Origin of the sequence: Curtobacterium sp. 9128, assembly GCF_900086645.1 — a bacterium.
GTDB lineage: Bacteria > Actinomycetota > Actinomycetes > Actinomycetales > Microbacteriaceae > Curtobacterium.
On sequence record NZ_LT576451.1, the window covers coordinates 1,243,857 to 1,263,729 of the forward strand.

At 71.4% G+C, this 19,873-nt stretch carries 17 protein-coding genes; 8 read left to right on the plus strand and 9 right to left on the minus strand.

Features of this window, described 5'->3' with window-relative positions; translation table 11 throughout:
* Positions 1–8: 8 nt before the first annotated feature.
* Entirely contained in the window at positions 9–2,270 is a 2,262-nt protein-coding gene (locus QK288_RS06135; RefSeq protein ID WP_281266921.1) for an APC family permease, read from the minus strand.
* 130 nt (positions 2,271–2,400) lie between these two features.
* Between QK288_RS06135 and QK288_RS06140 the strand changes: the two genes are divergently transcribed.
* On the plus strand, positions 2,401–3,189 hold the full coding sequence (locus QK288_RS06140) for a MerR family transcriptional regulator (protein ID WP_281266922.1): 789 nt from the start codon (positions 2,401–2,403) through the stop codon (positions 3,187–3,189).
* Positions 3,190–3,324: 135 nt separating this feature from the next.
* On the opposite strand, the gene QK288_RS06145 is transcribed toward QK288_RS06140, so the two are convergent.
* The 3 genes from QK288_RS06145 to QK288_RS06155 form a co-directional block, all read right to left on the minus strand.
* Positions 3,325–3,912, minus strand: a complete 588-nt coding sequence (locus QK288_RS06145; RefSeq protein WP_281266923.1) for a PadR family transcriptional regulator — start codon at positions 3,910–3,912, stop codon at positions 3,325–3,327.
* Positions 3,909–4,745, minus strand: coding sequence for a DUF4097 family beta strand repeat-containing protein (locus QK288_RS06150; protein ID WP_281266924.1), 837 nt, complete (start codon positions 4,743–4,745; stop codon positions 3,909–3,911). Before QK288_RS06150 ends, QK288_RS06145 begins: the two co-directional genes overlap by 4 nt.
* A 112-nt stretch (positions 4,746–4,857) precedes the next feature.
* Positions 4,858–5,520 carry a hypothetical protein gene (locus tag QK288_RS06155; RefSeq protein ID WP_281266925.1) on the minus strand — a complete coding sequence of 221 codons (663 nt, stop codon included), beginning with the start codon at positions 5,518–5,520 and terminating at the stop codon, positions 4,858–4,860.
* 61 nt (positions 5,521–5,581) lie between these two features.
* Here QK288_RS06155 and QK288_RS06160 point away from each other — a divergent pair, with 61 nt between their 5' ends.
* The 3 genes from QK288_RS06160 to QK288_RS06170 all read left to right on the plus strand — a co-directional run bounded on the left by QK288_RS06160 (position 5,582) and on the right by QK288_RS06170 (position 11,128).
* Positions 5,582–7,114 (plus strand): PLP-dependent aminotransferase family protein, encoded by a 1,533-nt coding sequence (locus QK288_RS06160; protein WP_281266926.1) that lies wholly within the window; start codon positions 5,582–5,584, stop codon positions 7,112–7,114.
* Positions 7,115–7,213: 99 nt separating this feature from the next.
* Positions 7,214–7,876: a DUF6518 family protein gene (locus QK288_RS06165; RefSeq protein WP_281266927.1), complete on the plus strand. Its 663-nt coding sequence runs from the start codon at positions 7,214–7,216 to the stop codon at positions 7,874–7,876.
* Positions 7,877–7,942: 66 nt separating this feature from the next.
* A complete protein-coding gene (locus QK288_RS06170) occupies positions 7,943–11,128 on the plus strand; it encodes an efflux RND transporter permease subunit (protein WP_281266928.1) in 3,186 nt (1,061 codons plus the stop codon).
* On the opposite strand, the gene QK288_RS06175 is transcribed toward QK288_RS06170, so the two are convergent.
* Positions 11,125–11,376, minus strand: a complete 252-nt coding sequence (locus QK288_RS06175) for a hypothetical protein (RefSeq protein ID WP_281266929.1) — start codon at positions 11,374–11,376, stop codon at positions 11,125–11,127. The genes QK288_RS06170 and QK288_RS06175 overlap by 4 nt on opposite strands.
* A gap of 241 nt (positions 11,377–11,617) precedes the next feature.
* On the minus strand, positions 11,618–12,652 hold the full coding sequence (locus QK288_RS06180) for an alpha/beta hydrolase (RefSeq protein WP_281266930.1): 1,035 nt from the start codon (positions 12,650–12,652) through the stop codon (positions 11,618–11,620).
* A 92-nt stretch (positions 12,653–12,744) separates the two neighbouring features.
* On the opposite strand from QK288_RS06180, the gene QK288_RS06185 reads away from it, so the two are divergent.
* Both QK288_RS06185 and QK288_RS06190 read left to right on the plus strand, forming a co-directional pair.
* Positions 12,745–13,599 (plus strand): polyphosphate kinase 2 family protein, encoded by an 855-nt coding sequence (locus tag QK288_RS06185; RefSeq protein ID WP_281266931.1) that lies wholly within the window; start codon positions 12,745–12,747, stop codon positions 13,597–13,599.
* Between the two features lie 264 nt (positions 13,600–13,863).
* A complete protein-coding gene (locus tag QK288_RS06190; RefSeq protein ID WP_281266932.1) occupies positions 13,864–15,921 on the plus strand; it encodes a DEAD/DEAH box helicase in 2,058 nt (685 codons plus the stop codon).
* Between the two features lie 132 nt (positions 15,922–16,053).
* Here QK288_RS06190 and QK288_RS06195 read toward each other — a convergent pair whose 3' ends face one another.
* Genes QK288_RS06195 through QK288_RS06205 form a run of 3 tightly spaced genes read right to left on the minus strand, consistent with a single transcriptional unit; the run spans position 16,054 to position 17,679 of the window.
* On the minus strand, positions 16,054–16,563 hold the full coding sequence (locus QK288_RS06195) for a DUF664 domain-containing protein (RefSeq protein WP_281266933.1): 510 nt from the start codon (positions 16,561–16,563) through the stop codon (positions 16,054–16,056).
* A gap of 10 nt (positions 16,564–16,573) precedes the next feature.
* Positions 16,574–17,068, minus strand: coding sequence for a MarR family transcriptional regulator (locus QK288_RS06200; RefSeq protein WP_281266934.1), 495 nt, complete (start codon positions 17,066–17,068; stop codon positions 16,574–16,576).
* A complete protein-coding gene (locus tag QK288_RS06205) occupies positions 17,065–17,679 on the minus strand; it encodes a MarR family transcriptional regulator (protein ID WP_281266935.1) in 615 nt (204 codons plus the stop codon). The genes QK288_RS06200 and QK288_RS06205 overlap by 4 nt, the downstream gene beginning before the upstream one ends.
* A gap of 253 nt (positions 17,680–17,932) precedes the next feature.
* On the opposite strand from QK288_RS06205, the gene QK288_RS06210 reads away from it, so the two are divergent.
* Complete coding sequence (locus QK288_RS06210; protein WP_281266936.1) at positions 17,933–18,532, plus strand: hypothetical protein; 600 nt, start codon at positions 17,933–17,935, stop codon at positions 18,530–18,532.
* A 122-nt stretch (positions 18,533–18,654) separates the two neighbouring features.
* Positions 18,655–19,845 carry a S24/S26 family peptidase gene (locus QK288_RS06215; protein ID WP_281266937.1) on the plus strand — a complete coding sequence of 397 codons (1,191 nt, stop codon included), beginning with the start codon at positions 18,655–18,657 and terminating at the stop codon, positions 19,843–19,845.
* Positions 19,846–19,873: the final 28 nt, after the last annotated feature.

Here is a 19,873-nt window from a genome sequence, read left to right on the forward strand (position 1 = left end):
GGCGCGGATCACTCCGCAGACGTCGGCGTGCGTCCGGGGGACGCCGGCACCAGGACCTGCATCTCACCGGTGCAGAGGGCCGGGTCCACCCCGTCCGCCGGTCCGGCCGGGCGGCTCGCGCGACGCGACTGCATGCTGGCGCGCTGCGCGGGACTGAGGAGGTTGTTGCGCTGGTCGGAGCGGAGGACGCGGTCCTCCTCCTCGCTGCGGAAGACGCCGTTCGGCGAGCGGCGGAGTGCCGGTCGGACGGGCTCCCCACGGCGCTCCTGGCCGGGGAACGGTCGCGAGCGGCGGCCGTAGAGCAGTTCGGACGAGTCGAGGAGCCACGGCACCAGCGCCACGGTGACGCCGTGCACGAGCAGGAGCTTCTTGCGGATCCGACGGCCGCGGTGGTTGTGGAGGAGTCCCTCCCACCAGTGGCCGACGACGAAGACGGGGGTGTAGACCGTGACGACCTCGGAGCCGTGCTCCATCCGGTGTGCCTTGATGTACTTGATCAGCGGCATCGAGATGTCGCGGTACGGGCTCGGGACGATGGTGAGCGGGACCTCGATGCCGTGCTCGGCCCACTGTTCGACCAGGAGTGCGGCTTCGGCCTCGTCGATGGAGACGTGCACCGCCTCGAGGCCGGCGTGCTTCGCGGCGATGGCGTAGTCGAGCGCCTTGAGCACCGGCTTCTGCAGCTTGTTCACGAGGACGATCGCGTGGTCGCCCGTCGCGCCGAACTCCGTCTCGACGTCGGCTTCGATCTCGTGCTTGACGTCGCGGTAGTAGCGGTTCACGCCGAGCATGAGCACGAACAGGACCGGCATGATGACGAAGACCAGCCACGCCCCGTGCGTGAACTTCGTGATCGTGACGATGACCAGGACGACGAAGGTGAACGTGGCGCCTGTCGCGTTGATGAGCCGGGAGCGGATGACCTGGCCGCGGTTCAGCGGTGGTTCGCCGTCGGCCGCGGCGGTGTCGTCGTTGCGTTCGCGGTCCTCGCGCAGCAGCCGGGTCCAGTGCCGCACCATGCCCGTCTGCCCGAGCGTGAACGACACGAAGACACCGATGATGTAGAGCTGGATGAGGCTCGTGACGTTCGCCCGGTAGACCACGAGCAGCGCGGCCGCGACGAGCGCCAGCACGATGACGCCGTTCGAGTAGATGAGGCGGTCGCCGCGGGTGGAGAGGGCCTTCGGCGCGTAGGAGTCGCGCGCCAGGATCGAGCCGAGCAGCGGGAAGCCGTTGAACGCGGTGTTCGCGGCGAGGAGCAGGACGGCAGCGGTCGTCGCCTGGATGACGAAGAACAGGATCGTGTTGTTCCCGAACGTCGCCGACGCGATCTGGGCTATGAGGGAACGCTGCGGTGTCGTGGCGCAGTTCGCGAAGCCCTGCAGGTCGCACGCGCTCTCGGCGTAGTGCACGCGGGACACCAGCGCCAGGGTGATGAGGCCGACGAACAGGACGATCGCGATGCCGCCCATGAACACGAGCGTCATCTGGGCGTTCTTGACCTTCGGTCGGCGGAAGGCCTGCACGCCGTTCGCGATCGCCTCGACGCCGGTCAGCGCCGAACAGCCGGACGCGAAGGCACGGAGGAGCAGCAGGATGAACGCCGCCTGCGTCGTGTGCTCGACGTTCTGCACCGTGTACGCGGCGGACTCGGCCACGGGGGCGTTCCCCGCGAGCACCCGGATCAGGCCGGTCACCACCATGACGAACACGCTCGCCACGAACAGGTAGGTCGGGACGGCGAAGGCCTTGCTCGACTCCCGCACGCCGCGGAGGTTCGCGGCTGCGAGCAGGATGACGAAGACCAGCGCGAGTTCGACGCGGAACTCGTTGAGCACCGGGAGCGCGGAGATGATGTTGTCCACACCGGAGGCCACCGACACGGCGACCGTCATCACGTAGTCGACGAGCAGGGCACTCGCGACGACGAGCCCGGCCTTCTCGCCGAGGTTCCGGTGTGCGACCTCGTAGTCGCCGCCGCCGGACGGGTACGCCTTGATGAGCTGCCGGTAGGAGGCGACGACCACCAGCAGCAGCAGGACCACGAGCGCGGCGACCCACGGCGCGAAGGTGAGGAACGACATCCCGCCGAGCAGCAGGATCATCAGGAGCTCCTGCGGCGCGTACGCCACGCTGGACAGCGGGTCGCTCGCGAAGATCGGCAGTGCCAGGTGCTTCGGGAGGAGCTGTCCTTCGAGCTTCTCGGAGGGGAGGGGATCCCCGATCAGTCGCGACTTCAGCGACCGGATCTCGTTCGTCACGAGCGGCAAACCTACTCAATTCCGGGCGCGAGTCAACACGGGTCGAGGGGTCGGTATTCCGCTTCCGTCGAACGCGACCTCGGCGGATCCCCCGAAACCCCTTGCGGTTGACGCAGCGTCAACCTCTACCGTCGTCTCCATGAGGGAATCGACAGACACGGCGTCGCCAGCTGCCAAAGCCCCGCACGGCATCGCCGACGTGGCGCGTTCGGCTGGGGTGTCGAGCAGGACGCTCCGGCACTACGACGCCATCGGACTGCTCCCGGCCACGGCGGTCGGCGACGGCGGACTCCGCCGGTACGACGACCGTGCGCTCGTCCGGTTGCAGCGCATCCTGCTGCTCCGGGGCCTCGGGCTCGGGCTGCCGGCGATCCGCGAGGTCCTCGACGGCGAGCTCGACGACGTCGCCGCCCTCACCGCGCACGTGGCGTGGCTGGAACGCGAACGGGACCGTCTCGCTCGGCAGCTCGCCGCGGTGCGCACCACCATCACGAGACTCCGGAAGGGAGAGGACATGAACACGGACGACACGTTCGACGGTTTCGACCAGTCGCGGTTCCGCGCCGAGGTCGAGGAACGCTGGGGTGCGGACGCGTGGCAGCGCGGCACGACCTGGTGGGACGCGAAGGACGCAGCCGGCAAGGAGGCGTTCCAGGCCGAGCAGCGCGCCATCGCCGTCGACGCGGCAGCGCTCGCCGCATCCGGTGACGGGCCGGCGTCCTCGCGCGGGGTCGCGCTCGCGCGGCGCCAGTTCGCCTGGCTGGCGCAGGCGACCCCGCCCGCCGAGCTCACCGCGGAGCGCTTCCGCACGCTGGCCGACATGTACGTGGCGGACGAGCGGTTCACCCACGCGTACGAGTGGGCGGGCGCCGGCGCGGCACGAGCGCTCCGCGACGCGATGCACGCGTTCGGCGACGCGGAGCTGTAGGCGGGGGCGTGGGACGGTTTGCTCCCGCACAACCGAAAACACTCCGCACCACGGGTTTCCGTGGTGCGGAGTATTTCCGGTTGTGCGACGAGCGGACGGGAGGCGGGGGCCGCCTCCGCCCCGCCGGCGTGGGACTCAGAGGGACTTGCGCAGGTCCTCGAGGCCGTCGCGCAGGCGCGTCACGGTGTCCGCGGTGAGCGTGCCACGTGTCGCACGGCGGCGCAGGTCGGCGCGGACCTGCTGCCGGAACGACGACAGTGCCATCTCGAGCTCGCGGAGGGCGCGGGCGCTCTCGGACGGGACGGAGACGGGTTCCTCGGTGTTCGTCGACTGCGCGTTCGTCGACTGCGCTGACGCGGCGAGGTCGGCGCGGAGGGACCGCATCGCGTCGCTGACCGAGGCGCGGACACCGTCGGCGAGGGACTTCACGGAGTCGTTGACGCCGGCCTCGAGCGAGGCGATCTCCTCCGCGCGTGCGGTGAGCTCGGCGCGCCCCGCATCGGTGATCGCGTAGACGGTCTTGCGGCCGTCGGCGGTCTTGGAGACGAGGCCGTCCTCCTCCAGCTTCGCGAGGCGCGGGTAGACCGTGCCGGCGCTCGGGACGTACGTGCCGCCGAAGCGGTCCCCGAGGGCCTGGATGACCTCGTACCCGTGCATCGGGTGGTCGGCGAGCAGGACGAGCAGGTACAGCCGCAGGTGGCCGTGAGCGAAGACCGGACTCATTCGAACACCTCGCTCTCGGTGTCCGCTGCCGTCGTCACGGGCGGGGCGTGCAGCACGGCGATGTCCCCGGACACCGAGTTCACCCGGAGGTCGAGCCACTGGCCGGAGAGCTCTCCGCCCTGCTTGACGTACGAGCCCCTGACGCCCTTGATCTCGGCGTCGTCGAACTGGAGCTTGCCGGACGCCGTGCTGACGGTGCACCGGAAGGCGACGCCGTCCTCGAGTCGGACGCTCACCGAGCCGGACACCGTGTTGACGCGCGCCGAGTCCGGCGTGCCGTGCAGGTCGAGCACGACGTCGGCGGACACACCGTCGGCCGAGAACCGCGGGATCGCACCGGTCGCGACGACGTCGCCCGAGACGGTGTGCACCGTGAGGGCGCCGTCGAGGTCGCGCATGGTGGTCGCGCCGGACACCGCGTTGACGGTGACGTCACCCGCGACGCCGTCCACGACGACGTCCCCGGAGACGGTGTTGAGCGTCGCGCCGCGGTTCGTGCCGGACAGCAGTGCGCCGGCCGAGACGACACCGAGGGTCACGCCGGCGTCGCGGGGGACCAGGATGCTGACGTCGGCGTGGGCCTTGCCCCGGAAGGACTTCAGGAACCCGATCGGGTCGTCCCAGCGGATCTGCGGGTGGTCGACCGTCAGGGTGTCACCGTCCAGTTCCACCTTCAGCGGCTTGCCGGACACGCTGTGGACCTCGACGCGTGCGGTGGGTTCGTCGTGTGCGACGACGTCGACCTGCCCGCCGACGAGGCCGACGCGCAGTGACCGGACGATGCCGGTGTCGATGACCTTGGGCTCCTCGACGAGCCACTTCTCCTGAGCCATGTTGTCTCCTCGAACTCGCGATGTATCGCGTCTGGTGACGACACGTTATATCGCGTCTCGCGGATCCGCAAGAGCCGCCTGGAGCTCCGACGTCGTCACGGCCCTGGAGCCGTCACGGGACGGGCGTGGGCTCCGTGGCGGGGGTGGGGCGGGCCTCCAGGCCGGGTGCCCGGTCGGGGCTCCACGGGAACCGGCGGAAGAGCGGCATGAGCGGCTGGACCATCGGGCCGATCGCGAACGCCGCGATCACCGTGCCGACGCCGACGTCCCCGCCGAGGAACCAGCCGACGATCACGACCGTGACCTCGACCAGGGTGCGCGCGAGCCAGATCGGCCAGCCGAGTCGCTCGTGCAGCCCGACCATCAGCCCGTCGCGTGCCCCCGTGCCGAACCCGGCGCCGATGTAGAACGCCGTCGCGACCGCCAGCAGGAGCAGTCCGGCGACGAAGAGCCCGATCCTGCCGAGGAGGTCCGCCGGCGTCGGGACGAGCCAGAGCACCAGGTCGGCCGACGGGCCGATCGCCAGGGCGTTCAGCAACGTGCCGATGCCGGGCTTCTGGCGGAGTGGGATCCAGAACAGCAGGATCACGCCGCTCGAGACGACGGTGATGAGGCCGAACGACCACGGCACGACGTTCTCGAGGCCCTCGGTCAGGACCGTCCACGAGCTCACGCCGACGATCGCCCTGACCTGCAGCGCTGTGGAGGCGCCGTAGAGGAACAGGCCGACGAAGAGCTGGACGAAGCGGAGCGTGAGGGCGGTGGGGCGGGACATGGCTCTGATGCTCGCGGTGATTGGACTGCTGGTCGAGAGCCAATTGCGCTAGCGTGGATCCATGACGCCGGTCCTCCTCAGTTCCCGCTCCGCAGCGCTCCTGCTCCACGAGTGGCGCGACGGCTCCGACGCCCCCGCGTACGAGGCCCTCGCCGATGCGATCCGCGTGCTCGTGATCGACGGCAGGATCCCGCTCGGCGCCAGGATGCCCGCCGAGCGTGGGCTGGCGGAGGCGCTCGGTGTGTCCAGGACCACCGTGGCGAACGCGTACGCCCGGCTGCGCGACTCCGGGTACCTGGTGTCCCTGCGGGGCTCTGGCAGTGTCGTGCGGTTGCCGCGGGACCTCGCGGGGCGGCCGGACCCCGAACGGCTCGGCGGGGTGGTGTCCGGCGACGTGCTCGACCTCCGCAAGGCGGCCCTGCACTCCGCGCCCGGTGTCGCCGAGGCCGTCGAACGGGCGATGCGCCACGTGCCGGCGGCGCTCGCCGGCATCGGGTACGACACCGTCGGGGACCCGGGGCTGCGTGCGGCCATCGCGGCGCGCTACACCGCTCGCGGTCTGCCGACCGACCCGTCGGAGATCGTGGTGACCATCGGGGCGCAGCACGCGATCGCCCTGCTCGCGCGGGTGCTCGTCCGTCGCGGCGACGCCGTCCTCGTCGAGTCGCCGACCTACCCGCACGCGCACGAGGCCTTCCGCGAAGCCGGCGGGCGACTCGTCGGCGTGCCCGTCGACGCGCGCTCGGGATGGGACGTCGGGGTGCTCGAGACGGCGTTGCGGCGGTCGGCGCCCGCGGTGGCCTACGTGATGCCGGAGCTGCACAACCCGACGGGGGCGACGATGTCGGCGTCGGTGCGGTCCGTGCTGCTCTCCGTCGCGGCGTCGACGGGCACGACGGTGATCGCGGACGAGACGATGGGGGAGCTGCGGATCGACGGGGACGCTGCTGTGCCGTTGGCGGCGTTCGCCGGTTCCGGTGCTTCCGGTGCGTCCGTCGGTTCCGGTGGGTCCGCCGGTTCCGGTGCTTCCGTCGGTTCCGGTGGGTCCGCCGGTTCCGGTGCTTCCGTCGTGATGATCGGGTCGGCCGATAAGGTCTTCTGGGGCGGCCTGCGGATCGGTTGGATCCGCGCGTCGCCCGACCTGCTGCAGCGTCTGTTACTCGCCCGGCCGACGGGCGACCTGGGCACGCCCGTCCTCGACCAGTTGGTCGCCAGGGAGCTGGTCCCGCGGACCCACGCCGTCCTGGAGGCTCGGCGCGAGTACCTGAGACAGGGTCGCGACGAGGTCGTGGGGGCGTTGCGCGCGCGGCTCCCGGAGTGGGACGTCCCGTCCCCGGCCGGCGGCTTGACGACGTGGGTCGGGCTCGGCCGGCCCGTGTCGAGCGCGCTGGTGCTCGCGGCGCGTGCCGAGGGGGTGGTGCTCGCGTCCGGTGGGGTCTTCGGGCCGGACGGTGGCTTCGAGCGGTTCCTCCGGGTGCCGTTCACCATGCCGCCCGCGGACCGGGTGCGGCTCGTCGACGTGCTCGAGCGGGCGTGGGACCGGGTCGGTGGGGCGTCGTCGGGGGTGCAGGGGTCGTTGGCCGCTGTGGTGTGACGTGGTCGGTCGTGGGCTCTGGGTGCGCAGTGGTGGGTCATCCGATGGGGTGACGTCGGTTCGGCCCGTGGGGTGATGTCCTCGTGTCCGGGTTCCGTCATGCTCGACGGCATGACCCCGCTCGTGTCCTCCCGCCCCGTTGCTCCGGTGCCGACCGTGCCCGCGTTCGCCCGGCTGACGATGGCGCTCGGTGGCGCGCTGCTCGCCGGGGTGCTCACGTCGTACGGGCAGGCGGTGCCCGGGCTGTCGACCGTCTCGAACTCGGCGGGCCCCTGGTTCGTCGTCGCGGTCGCGTTGCTGCTGCTCATGGGGGTCCGCGTCGGCCGCGTGGGGCTGCCCGTCGCGATGGTGTCCGGGGTGGTGCTGCTCGAACTCATGCACGTCGGCTACTGGGCGACGTCGAACCTCCGCGGGTACCCGGACTTCCTGTCGATCACGAACTTCTGGGTGCTGATGGCGGTCCCGGCCGGGGCGCTCGCGGGCGCGGTCGCCGTACTCGTGCGCTCGGCTGACGGACGGTGGCGCGGAGCCGCGTTCGGCGCCGTCGCCGCCGTGCTCATCGGTGAGGGGATGCGCGCGCTGCTGCGGGTCGCGGCGACCACCGGGGTCGTGGCCTGGGTCGTCGAGATCGCGGTCGGCGTCGCCGTGCTGATCGCCGGGGTCGTCGTCGCGCGCTCACCCGCCGGACGGGTGGTCGCACTCGGCGTCGGTGTCGTCGGCACGGTCGGGGTCCTCGGCGCGTACCTGTTGCTCGGCGGGTAGCTGGCCGTTCTCCACCGATCTGCTCCCCCGTGAACCGCGGCAGGGACTTGCTGCGAGGATCGGACCGTGCACCTCCTCTCGGTCTTCAGCCTGCGCAACCGTGCGCTCATCGCGCTCGTGACGATCGTGGTGGCGATCTTCGGCGGGATATCGCTGTCGAGCCTCAAGCAGGAGCTCATCCCGAGCGTGCAGTTCCCGCAGATCGCGATCGTCAGCGCGTACCCGGGGGCCACGCCGGAAGTCGTCTCGAACGACGTCTCGACCAAGATCGAGCAGGGCATCCAGGCGGTGCCGGACCTGAAGTCCACCACCGCGACGTCGTCGACCGGCCAGAGCGTCGTCTCCGCCGAGTTCGACTACGGGTCCAACTTGGCGAGCGCCGAGGACAAGATCCAGACCGTCGTGAACGCCCTGTCCCTGCCGGACTCGGTGCAGACGCAGATCGTCACGGGGTCCTTCGACGACCTGCCCGTGATCCAGCTGGCGGTGTCCGGCGGCGGGGACCAGGAACAACTCGTCGACCGACTGAACGCCACGGCGGTGCCCGACCTCGAGAAGCTCGACGGGGTGCGCGAAGCCGATGTGTTCGGCAACCCGGGTCGCCGTGTGCTCATCACACCCGATCGCGACGAGCTGGCGGCGCGTGGGCTGTCCGAGACCGCGATCTCCGATGCGCTCGACGACAACGGCACGCTGATCCCCGGCGGGACGATCACCCAGGACGGCTCGACGCTCTCGGTGCAGACCGGGCAGCGGATCGCCTCGGTCGCGGACATCGAAGCGCTGCCGCTGACCGGGGGTGCTGCGGCGTCCACGATCGGCGACGTCGCCAAGGTCGCCATCACCGAGTCGCCCCGCACCTCGATCAGCCGGGTCGACGGCGAGGAATCGCTGACCATCGCGATCACGAAGACCCAGCAGGCCAACACCGTCGACGTCTCGAAGACCGTCCGCGACGCCCTGCCCGGCATCGAGTCGAAGATCACCGGGGACCCGGAGTTCACGGTCGTGTTCGACCAGGCGCCCTACATCCAGCAGTCGATCGACTCCCTCGCCGAAGAAGGGCTGCTCGGCCTCGGGTTCGCGGTGGTCGTGATCCTGGTGTTCCTGCTCTCCGTCCGGTCGACGATCGTCACGGCGATCTCGATCCCGACCTCGGTGCTGCTCGCCGCGATCGGCATGCGCGCGGCGGACTACACGCTCAACATCATCACGCTCGCCGGACTGACGATCGCGATCGGCCGCGTGGTGGACGACTCGATCGTCGTGATCGAGAACATCAAACGGCACCTGCAACCCGGGGTCGATCGGCGGCAGGCGGTGCTCGACGGGGTGCGCGAGGTCGCCGGCGCGGTGACGGCGTCGACGCTGACGACCGTCGTCGTGTTCCTGCCCGTCGCCTTCGTCGCGGAGCTCGTGGGGGAGCTGTTCCGGCCGTTCGCGCTCACCGTGTCCATGGCGCTCATCGCGTCGCTGCTCGTCGCGCTGACGATCGTGCCGGTGCTGGCGTACTGGTTCCTCCGCGCGCCCAAGGGGCACAAGCACGCGGGCACGGGGACCGCCGTCAGCGGCTCGGCCACGGACTCCACGCTCCGCTCCGCCGACGACCTCCACGACGCCGGGGCTCCAGACCGCCTGCGCCGCGGCTACCTGCCGGTCCTGCACTGGGTGCTGCGGTTCCCGCTGCTCGTCGTGCTGCTGGCCGTGCTCGTGCTCGGCGGAACCGCGGCGGCGGTGCCCTTCGTGAAGACGAACTACCTCGGCGACTCCGGGCAGAACACCTTCACGGTGACGCAGGACCTCGACCCCGGTGCCTCGCTCGACGTCCAGGCCGACGCTGCCCGCAAGGTCGAGGCGCAGCTCCGGGCGGTGAGCGGCGTTGACACCGTGCAAACCACGATCGGGTCGAGCGGGCAGTCGATCCAGGCGGCGTTCGGGGGCTCTGGCACGGCGTCGATCCAGTACGCCGTCACCACCGACTCGGACGCCGACCAGACCCGCATCCAGTCGGACACCCGCAAGCGTCTCGACGGGCTGTCGGACGCCGGCACGATCTCGCTGTCCTCGTCCGGCGGCGGCTTCGGCGGCAGCAGCGACATCGAGGTGGACGTCACGGCGCCGAGCCAGGCGCAGCTCAGGACCGCTGCGGACAAGGTCCTCGCCACCATGCGGGACGTCGCGCACACCACCGGGGCGTCGAGCAACCTCTCGGCGGCCGAGCCGTACCTGGCCGTGCGGGTCGACCGCTCGAAGGCGGCGGCGCTCGGGCTCACGGAGACCCAGGTCGGCGGGATCGTCGCCGCGGCAGTCTCCCCGCGGGACACCGGCACGGTCGAGATCGGCGACGCCTCGCTCGACGTGTACATCGCCGACCCGGAACCGCCGACCACCGTGCAGGCGCTCCGCGACCTGTCACTGCCGACGTCGACCGGCGTGGTGCCGCTGTCCGACGTCGCGACCGTCGAGCAGGCGGACGGCCCGACGTCCGTCACGACGTCGGACGCCGTCCGCACGGCGACCATCACCGTGACGCCGGACTCCGCGAACCTCGGGGCCGCCGTGCAGTCGGTGACGTCTGCGGTCGACGACCTCGACCTGCCGAAGGGTGCCTCGGCCACGATCGGCGGCGTTGCCTCGAGCCAGTCGTCGGCGTTCAGCCAGCTGCTGCTCGCCGCGCTGGTCGCGATCCTGATCGTCTACGTGGTGATGGTGGCGACCTTCCGGAGCCTGCGGCAGCCGCTGCTGCTCCTGGTCTCGGTGCCGTTCGCCGCGACCGGGGCGATCCTGCTGCAGATCGTCTCGGGCATCCCGATCGGGGTCGCGTCGTTGATCGGGGTGCTCATGCTCGTGGGCATCGTCGTGACGAACGCGATCGTCCTCATCGACCTCGTGAACCAGTACCGGCGCCGAGGACTCCGCGTGCGGGAGGCCATGATCGAGGGCGCGACGAGACGACTCCGGCCGATCCTGATGACGGCGCTCGCGACGATCTTCGCGCTGCTCCCGATGGCCGTCGGGCTCACCGGGCAGGGCGGCTTCATCTCGCAGCCGCTCGCACTCGTGGTGATCGGCGGACTGGTGTCCTCGACGCTGCTGACGCTCGTGGTGCTGCCGGCGCTGTACTTCCTCGTCGAGCGGGGGTTCGAGCGACGAGCGGACCGTCGGGCAGCGGCGGAAGGTGGAGCGGCAGACGGTGCAGGTGCCGACGGTGCTGGTGCCGACGGTGCTGGTGCCGAGGGTGCTGGCGTCTAGCGGTCGCCCTCGGCGGGGTCGCCCGCGCCGGAGAACCACGACACGAGGACGCAGGTCAGCGTCGTCAGGAACACGATCGCGCTGAGGCCAGCCACGATCGAGGTGTGACCGGTCGCCGCACCGTACCCACCGAACGCCATCGTCACGAAGAACGACAGCCCGAGGAGCAGCTCCGCGGCGGTGCGGACGGGGGAGTGCTGCTCCCAGGTGGTCGCCGGGCGTGCGGGGCTGGTCGTGGTGTCGGTCACCCCGGAAGTCTCCGCCGACCTCGGCTCGACCGGCAGTCCCGACTCCGGGTGCCACCCACCCGGGGTACGCGCGCCGTCCGCACCCCTGCCGACCGCCCGCGCCGCCGCGACCCTTCCGCCGCGACCCTGCCGCCAAAGCGACTGTGTCCTCGCAGTGTTCGGCGTGCAAGTGTCGCTTTCGCGGAACCCTCCCCGCGTCACGCCTGCCGACACGCGCCGCGCCCGCGCCCGCGCCGCCCGCTCAGCCCAGGTGCCGCCGCAAGAACGACACCACGCGCTTGCTCATCGCCTCGTCGAGCTGCGCGATCGAGTGCGCCGTCCCCCGCACCGCGACGAACGTCACCGGGACGTCGTGGGAGCGCAGCGTCGCCGCGAAGTCCTGCGATTCCCACAGCGGGATGAACTCGTGCGTCGAGTGCCCGATGAAGAACGGCGCCGTCTCCGACGTCACGTTGTACGAGGGCGACGCCCGTTGCGCCGCCGGGCACGCGTCGTACGCGCTGCACCCGAGGTACAGGAGCTGCTTCCGCTGGAACGACGCAGACACCCCGTCCGGCTCCGTCGACCGCGTCGTCAGGTCCGTCGGGCCGCTCAGGTCGACGACCGCGCGGATGCGATCCCCGGCAGCGTAGGCGGGGGAGGCGTGGTCCTCCACGGCCAGCATCGCGGCGAGGTTCCCGCCGGCGCTGCCCCCGAACACGCCGATCCGGTCGACGTCGACGTCGTAGGTCTCGAGCGTCGTGGGCCGGTACACCCAGTCGAGTGCCCGTCGCACGTCGTCGAGCCCGGCCGGGAAGGGGTCCGTCGGCGCCAGCCGGTAGTCCACGTTGAAGGTGACGAACCCCTCGGACGCGAGGTACTGGCAGACCGAGCGGTACGCCGCGGTGGCCTTGTCGCCGTGGGACCAGCTGCCGCCGTGCACCATCAGGACGGCGGGGCGGGTGCCGGCCGACGCCTTCTCGAGCGCCGAGGGATCCGGCGTGGCGGACGCCGAGGCCCCGGTCGCCCTGGACGCGGTCCTGGTCGGCGTCGTGGTCGTCTCCGGTGCGCTGTCCGCGGGCAGGCACACGTCGAGCTGCTGCAACCGGTCCGACCCGTACGGCACGTCGGAGACGACGTCGATGCCGTGGTACCGGAGCGACAGCGGGTAGATGACGGGATCGGCGGTGACGGTGGCGTTCTCGTCGCCCGTCGGATCCGCGCTGCACGACGCGATCGCGCCGAGCGCCACGACCGCGGCGACGAGCGCGAACAGCGTGCGACGGCCTGACCTCATCGCCGACAACGGTAACCCGAGCGAGCGGACGGCGCATGACACCGTTCACCGACGAGTGCCAGGATGAGCGGACACCCACCGCTGGAGGACCCGTGAGTCGACGCAAGGCCTGGAACGCCGATCCGGAACCGCTCCTGCGCGTCGACGAGGGCTTCCGCCTCGCCGACGTCGACCCGGAGGGCACGCCGGGCTTCCCCGGCCGCAAGATCGACGGGCTCGAGGCGCTCGCCGCCGGCGCCGACCGCCTGGCCGCGCTGCAGGAACGACTCTGGGCAGCGGCGACGAGCGGAGACGAACGCCGTGTGCTCCTCGTCCTGCAGGCGATGGACACCGCAGGCAAGGGCGGCATCGTGTCGCACGTGATCGGTGCCGTGGACCCGAACGGTGTGCACTACGCGGGCTTCAAGGCGCCGACGGCCGAGGAGCGCGAGCACGACTTCCTCTGGCGCATCGAGCAGCAGCTCCCGTCCGCCGGGCAGATCGGCGTGTTCGACCGCTCCCACTACGAAGACGTCCTCATCCAGCGCGTCCGCTCCTTCGCCCCGCCGGAGGAGATCGAGCGGCGCTACGGCGCGATCGTCGACTTCGAGAACCGGCTCGCCGAGCAGGGCACCACGATCGTCAAGGTGATGCTGCACATCTCGAAGGACGAGCAGCGCGCCCGGCTCGGCGACCGCCTCGACCGCCCGGACAAGCACTGGAAGTTCAACCCGGGCGACATCGACGAGCGCCTGCTCTGGGACGACTACCAGGACGCGTACCAGATCGTCTTCGATCGGACCTCGACCGCCGTCGCGCCCTGGTACGTCGTGCCGGCGAACCGCAAGTGGTACGCCCGCCTCGCCGTGCAGCAGCTCCTGCTCCGCGCGCTCGAGGACATGCACCTCTCGTGGCCCGCCGCCGACTTCGACGTGGCCGAGCAGCGACAGCGGCTCGCCGAGTCCTGATCCGCACCGGCCTGGAGGCCCGGATCACCTCCGCCACGGACCCTCGGACACCGGCGGGGCTGGTTTCCGGGCGCGTGGTCGCGTAGACTCGCTCGGTCGGCCTTCGACACCGCGGCCAGTGAGCCGCGGACGTGTTTGGGTGTTGTGTAGTTCGAGGGCTGGAATCACGTCGATCCGACGACGGGATGAACCCCCTCTCCACGAACCGCCCCCGCCGATGTCGCTGCCGGGCTGCGTGGCATGTCCGCACCCCGGAAAGCAACCATGGCCCCGTACGACAAGGGCGCGAACTCGCGCGCCTCCGACCGCCCCCGTCACCCGAACGGCACCCCTGCCGCCCGCAGCAGCAAGCACCGCGGCTTCCGCGCTGCCGAGCCTGCCGCACCGCGCCAGAAGCAGCGCTGGGACGCCGAGGACCGCCGCAACCGCTCGTCGCAGGGCGAGCGCACCGGCCGTCCGAACTGGGAGCCCCGCGACGGCGGACGTTCCTCCTGGGAGCCCCGCGGCGCCGGCCGTCCGGCCCGTGGCGACGACCGCGCGCCCCGTCGTGACAACGACGACCGCGCCCCGCGCCGGTTCGACCGCGACGACCGCGCGCCGCGTCGCTTCGACCGTGACGACCGCGCTCCCCGTCGTGACAACGACGACCGTGCCCCGCGTCGCAACTTCGATCGAGACGACCGCGCTCCGCGTCGCTTCGACCGTGACGACCGCGCTCCCCGTCGTGACAACGACGACCGCCCGCGTCGTTTCGACCGCGACGACCGTGCCCCGCGTCGCTTCGATCGTGATGACCGTGCACCGCGTCGCTTCGACCGTGACGACCGTGCCCCGCGTCGTGACCAGGACGACCGTCCGCGTCGCAACTTCGACCGCGACGACCGCGCTCCCCGTCGTGACAACGACGACCGTGCCCCGCGTCGCTTCGACCGCGACGACCGCGCTCCCCGTCGTGACAACGACGACCGTGCCCCGCGTCGCTTCGACCGCGACGACCGTGCGCCGCGGAAGTTCGACCGCGAGGACCGCGCCCCGCGCAAGTTCGACCGCGACGACGCCCCGCGCAAGGGCTTCGTCCCCGCGGACGACGTCAAGCTCGAGAAGCTCCAGGCCGAGGCGACCGTCGCGGCCGACGTCGAGGGCGTGACCTTCGCGGACCTCGGCATCGGCGGCAACATCTCCCGTGCGCTCGGTGAGCTGGGCGCGACCAGCCCGTTCCCGATCCAGGCCGCGACGATCCCCGACGTGCTCGCCGGCAAGGACGTCCTCGGCCGCGGCCGCACGGGCTCCGGCAAGACCATCGCGTTCGGAGCGCCCCTCGTCGAGAAGCTCATGGAGCACGGCGGCGGCACGAAGCGCAAGATGGGCCGCGCGCCGCGTGCGCTCATCCTCGCCCCGACCCGCGAGCTCGCGCTGCAGATCGACCGCACCGTGCAGCCGATCGCCCGCTCGGTGGGCCTCTTCACGACGCAGATCTACGGCGGTGTCCCCTACGGCCGCCAGGAGGGCGCGCTCGAGCGCGGCGTCGACATCATCGTCGGCACCCCCGGTCGCGTGCAGGACCTCATGAACAAGGGGAAGCTCGACCTCAGCGAGGTCGTCATCTCCGTGCTCGACGAGGCCGACCACATGTGCGACCTCGGGTTCCTCGAGCCGGTGCAGGAGATCCTCGAGGCGACCGCCCAGGTCACCCCGCAGGGCAACCGGGCGCAGAAGCTGCTGTTCAGCGCGACGCTCGACACCCAGGTCGCGGCGCTCGTCGAGCAGTTCCTGCACGAGCCGAGCGTGCACGAGGTCGCCGGCGAGGACCAGGCGTCCTCGACGATCGACCACCGCGTGCTCGTGGTCGAGCAGCGCCAGAAGGACCAGCTCCTCGAGGAGCTCGTCGCCGGCGACGGCAAGACGATCGTCTTCGCCAGGACCCGGGCCTACGCCGAGCGGCTCGCCGACCAGTTCGAGGACGCCGGCATCCGCGCGACCTCGCTCCACGGCGACCTGAACCAGTCGCGCCGGACCCGCAACCTGCAGCTCCTCACGAGCGGTCGGGTGAACGTGCTCGTCGCCACCGACGTCGCCGCCCGCGGCATCCACGTGGACGACGTCTCGCTCGTCGTGCAGGCCGACGCCCCGGACGACTACAAGGCGTACATGCACCGCTCGGGCCGCACGGGTCGTGCCGGCAAGGAGGGCACCGTCGTGACGATCGTCCCGCGCGGACGTGTCCGCAAGATCGAGGGCATCCTCGAGCGCGCCGAGATCGAGGCCGACCTCGTCCAGGCAGCCCCCGGCGACGGCATCGTGTCCGAGCTCGCCGCGCGGTAGCTCCCGTCGGAGTCGAGACGCCCCAGGCACGACGAAACGCCGCCAGAAATGGCGGCGTTTCGTCGTGGAGTGAGTGTCTCAGGAACGGGACGGCGTACCGGGGAGCCGAGCCGAGCCTCCAGGCCGCACCGCTCAGCGGTTGAAGAAGAGCAGGCCGCGCACGTAGCCGGCCTGGCCAGCGTGCTGCGTGCAGTCGTTCAGGATGCTGACGATCCGCGCGCCGGCGGTGACGGGCGGGTCCCACGCGTCGTCGACCACCGGGTCGAGGTCGTCGGGCCCGAGCGTGCCGAGGTAGGCGACCGTGCGTTCGTGCACCGCATCGAGGTACCCGGTGAGCAGCGAGGCGGACGCGCGCACCTTGCCGACGTCGTCGCGGGACATGCCGTACCCGAGCGCCTCTGCGGGGAACGGCAGCCCGAACCGGTCGTACCAGCCGTCGGCGGTCCAGACCTGCTCGCTGCCGGCGAGGTCGGCGATCTGCGCGTCCTGGCCCCTGGCGATGTGCCATGCGAGCCACGCGAGGGTGTTCGCCCCGGCTGCCGGGCGTGATGCGAGCTGGTCCTCGGAGAGCCCCTCGACGGCACGGGCGACGGTCGACGGGACGCGGGAGAACGCTTCGATGAGGACTTCGGAGGGGGTCATGCCCCCGAACCTACGCCCGGCTGTGGGCGGCCAGTTCGGCGTCGAAGGCCTCGAGCACGTCGGCGAGGAGCCCCATCTGCGCACTCGGCACCGCGGCCGTGAACGCGTCCCGGTAGATGTCCTTGACCTCGTCGACGGCACGGACTCCCTCGTCGAGGATGACGACCTCGACACTGCGCCGGTCGTTCGGGTTCGGGACGCGTCGGACGAACCCACCGCGCTCGAGCCGGTCGACGAGCGACGTCATCGCGCCGGTGGAGAGCCCGAGGTACGCGGTCGCCTCCTTGGGGAGCACACTGCCGCCGGGACGTGCGGCGACGGAGAACAGGAACCGCAGGTCGGTGAGCCCCAGGCCCCTGGCGGATGCTTCGTCGTGGACGAGTCGGGCGTGGTGGATCTGCAGGCGGCGGTAGACCTCGAGCACGCGCTCCAGGTCGGTCGACGGCGCAGCGCCGGTGACGGGGGAGAACGGCGCCGTCGGGTCCTCGGGGACGACGGCGGTCACGCGGAGGCTCCCGCGTGCAGTCCGGAGCGGCGTTCGAGCGCGTCACCGAGCCGGGCGAGCGCGTCGGCAAGGGGCTGCCGTTCCTCTGGCGTGGTCACCTCGCGGAAGGCCGCCGTGTAGCGCGCACCGATCTGCTGCGCGACGGCGGCACCGGAGGCCGTGAGGTGGATCAGGATGCTGCGACGGTCGTCCGGGTTCGGGCGGCGCTCGAGGTGGCCGCGCTTCTCGAGCCGGTCGATCAGCGACGTCATCGCCCCGGTGGACAGCTCCAGGTACTCGCCCGACTGCTTCGGGGTGACACCCTCGCCGTCGGCCGCCGCCAGGAAGAACACGAAGCGGCTGTCCGTCGCGTTGAGGCCGCGCGCGACGCTCTCGTGGTGGAGGACGCGTGCGTGCTGCATCTGCATGAGGCGGAAGGCGGTCAGGAGTCGGCCGAGGTCGGTGTCCTCCACCCCGTCGGTGGTGCGGCGCCCGACGGGCACGGGCGACGCGATCACGGGCGACGCGATCACGGGCGACGCGGTCACGGGGGAGGTGGGTGCGGGGGAGGTGGGTGCGGCTGGTGCGGTCGGCGCGACTGCGTCGACTTCGAGTGTTCGGGTGTCCGTCATCGGGCGGCTCTTCTCGGGTACGTGTGACGCCGACGCCACGGGTCTGCCGTCGTGCTGCTCATTGAACAAGTATCTCACTCGTCGAACTACCCCCAGCAGTGGGGGGTTGTCTCGGCTTGTGAGTGGCTTGGTTGGCAAGTAGCTTGATCGTCGTAGCAACGGAGCACAGCACCACCACGGCACGTAGCGCGGCCAACCACCGCGGCCCCGGCCGAACCAACCGATCAGATCTCTCGACTTCCGGAGTACCGCCATGTCTCGTGTCACCCCTCGCGCCGCTCGTCTGGCCGCCTGGATCGCCATCCCCGCCGCACTCGTCGCATCGGGTGTCGTCGTCTCCACCGCCTCGTACTCGGCGTTCTCCGCCACGACGGTGAACCCGACCAGCAACTGGACCGCAGGCAGCGTGGCCCTCACCGACGACGACAACAACACCGCGCTGTTCACCGCGACCGGCCTGAAGCCCGGCTCGACCGGCTCCAACTGCATCACCGTCACGTCGACCGGCTCGCTGGCCTCCACGGTCAAGCTCTACGGCACGAACGCCGCCACCACGAACGCCCTCGCGTCGAACATCACCATCTCGATCGACCAGGGCACGGGCGGGGGCTTCGGTTCCTGCACCGGCTTCACCCCGGCGAGCACGAGCGGCAACCTCTACTCGGGCACGCTCGCCGCGTTCGGCACCGCGTCCACCAACTTCGCGACCGGCGTCGGCACCTGGGCCCCGACCGGGTCCGCGTCCGAGTCGCGTGTCTACCGCGTGACCTACACCGTCCCCACCTCGGCCCCGAACTCGATCCAGGGCGGCACCGCCTCCCTCGGTCTCACGTGGGAGGCCCAGAACAGCTGAGGCTCGGAACCGACGCCGGGCGCGTGATCAGCACGCCCGACCGGCTCCACCGGTGACGTCCGGGACCGGACCCGATACGGGCCCGTCCGTCACCCCCAGCACGCCCCCAGTCGAAGGCAGTCATGGTCAGCATCGAAGTCAGCGGTGGACGCACACCGCACGATGCGCTCCGTGACGTCGTCGACTGGGGGCGTGTCGTCGTCGCCACCCTCGCCCGCGGCATCGTCGCGACGCTCCTCGGCCTCGCCCTCTGGGCCGCCGCGCCCGCCGTGATCGGCTGGCACCCCACCACCGTCATGACCGGCTCGATGGAGCCGCGGCTCGCTCCCGGCGACGTGGTCGTCTCCCGCCCGGTCGCCCAGGCGGAGATCCGGCTCGGGCAGATCCTGCTCGCCGACGACCCCGACCAGCCGGGGCACCTCCGCATGCACCGCTTCGTGCAGGCCGGACCGGACGGCACGCTCGTCACCAAGGGCGACGCCAACCCGCAGCGCGACTCCACCGCGATCGACCGGGCGGCCGTGCACGGGGTCGCCTTCCTCCGCATCCCGTCCATCGGCGCCCCCATCGTCTGGCTCCGTGACGGCGAGTGGCACAGGGTGGTCCTCCTCGCACTCGCGGTCACCGCCGCCCTGTTCCTCTGCACGATCGACGGCTCGCTGCGTCGGCTGGCATCCTCGTCCTCCGATGGTGACGACGGTGACGGTCCGGCTGCTGCCGACGGCCTGGAGGCTCGTCCCACCTCCGCCCCGTCCGGCGCCGCCGACGGCCGGTCCGGTCGTCACGCGCAGTCCGGTCGTCACGCCCAGTCCGGTCGTCCTGCGCAGTCCGGTCGGCACCTCCTGTCGCGTCGCGCGCTCCGCCGTCGTGTCCGGTGGGTGCGGCGCCTCCGTCGTGCCGGTGGCGCCGCCGCGGTGGTGCTCGTCGCTGGCGGCCTCGGGGTGCTCCTCCCCGCGCAGGCCGTCGCGGCACCGTTCGCGACGACGACGGTGAACCCGACGTCGTCGTTCGCGGCCCTCACCGTCCCGCAGGCGACGACGCTCGCGTGCACCGCCAACGGCGACGGTTCGGTGAACATCGGGTTCGCGTACGGCGGTCCGACCGCGACGTCGTTCTCGGTCATGAACGGCACGACGGTGCTCGCGACGGGCACGACCACCCCGGTGAAGGTCGTCGGCTCCGGGATCCTGAGCCTCGGCCAGGTCTACACGGTCACCGTGCGGGTCAACTTCGTCGGCAACTGGACGTCGACCAGCACCGCGACCGCCCGGATCCAGACGGCCCTCGTCGGCACGAACCTCAGCTGCGCCTGACTTGTCCACAGCCGGTGGCGCGGTGCCC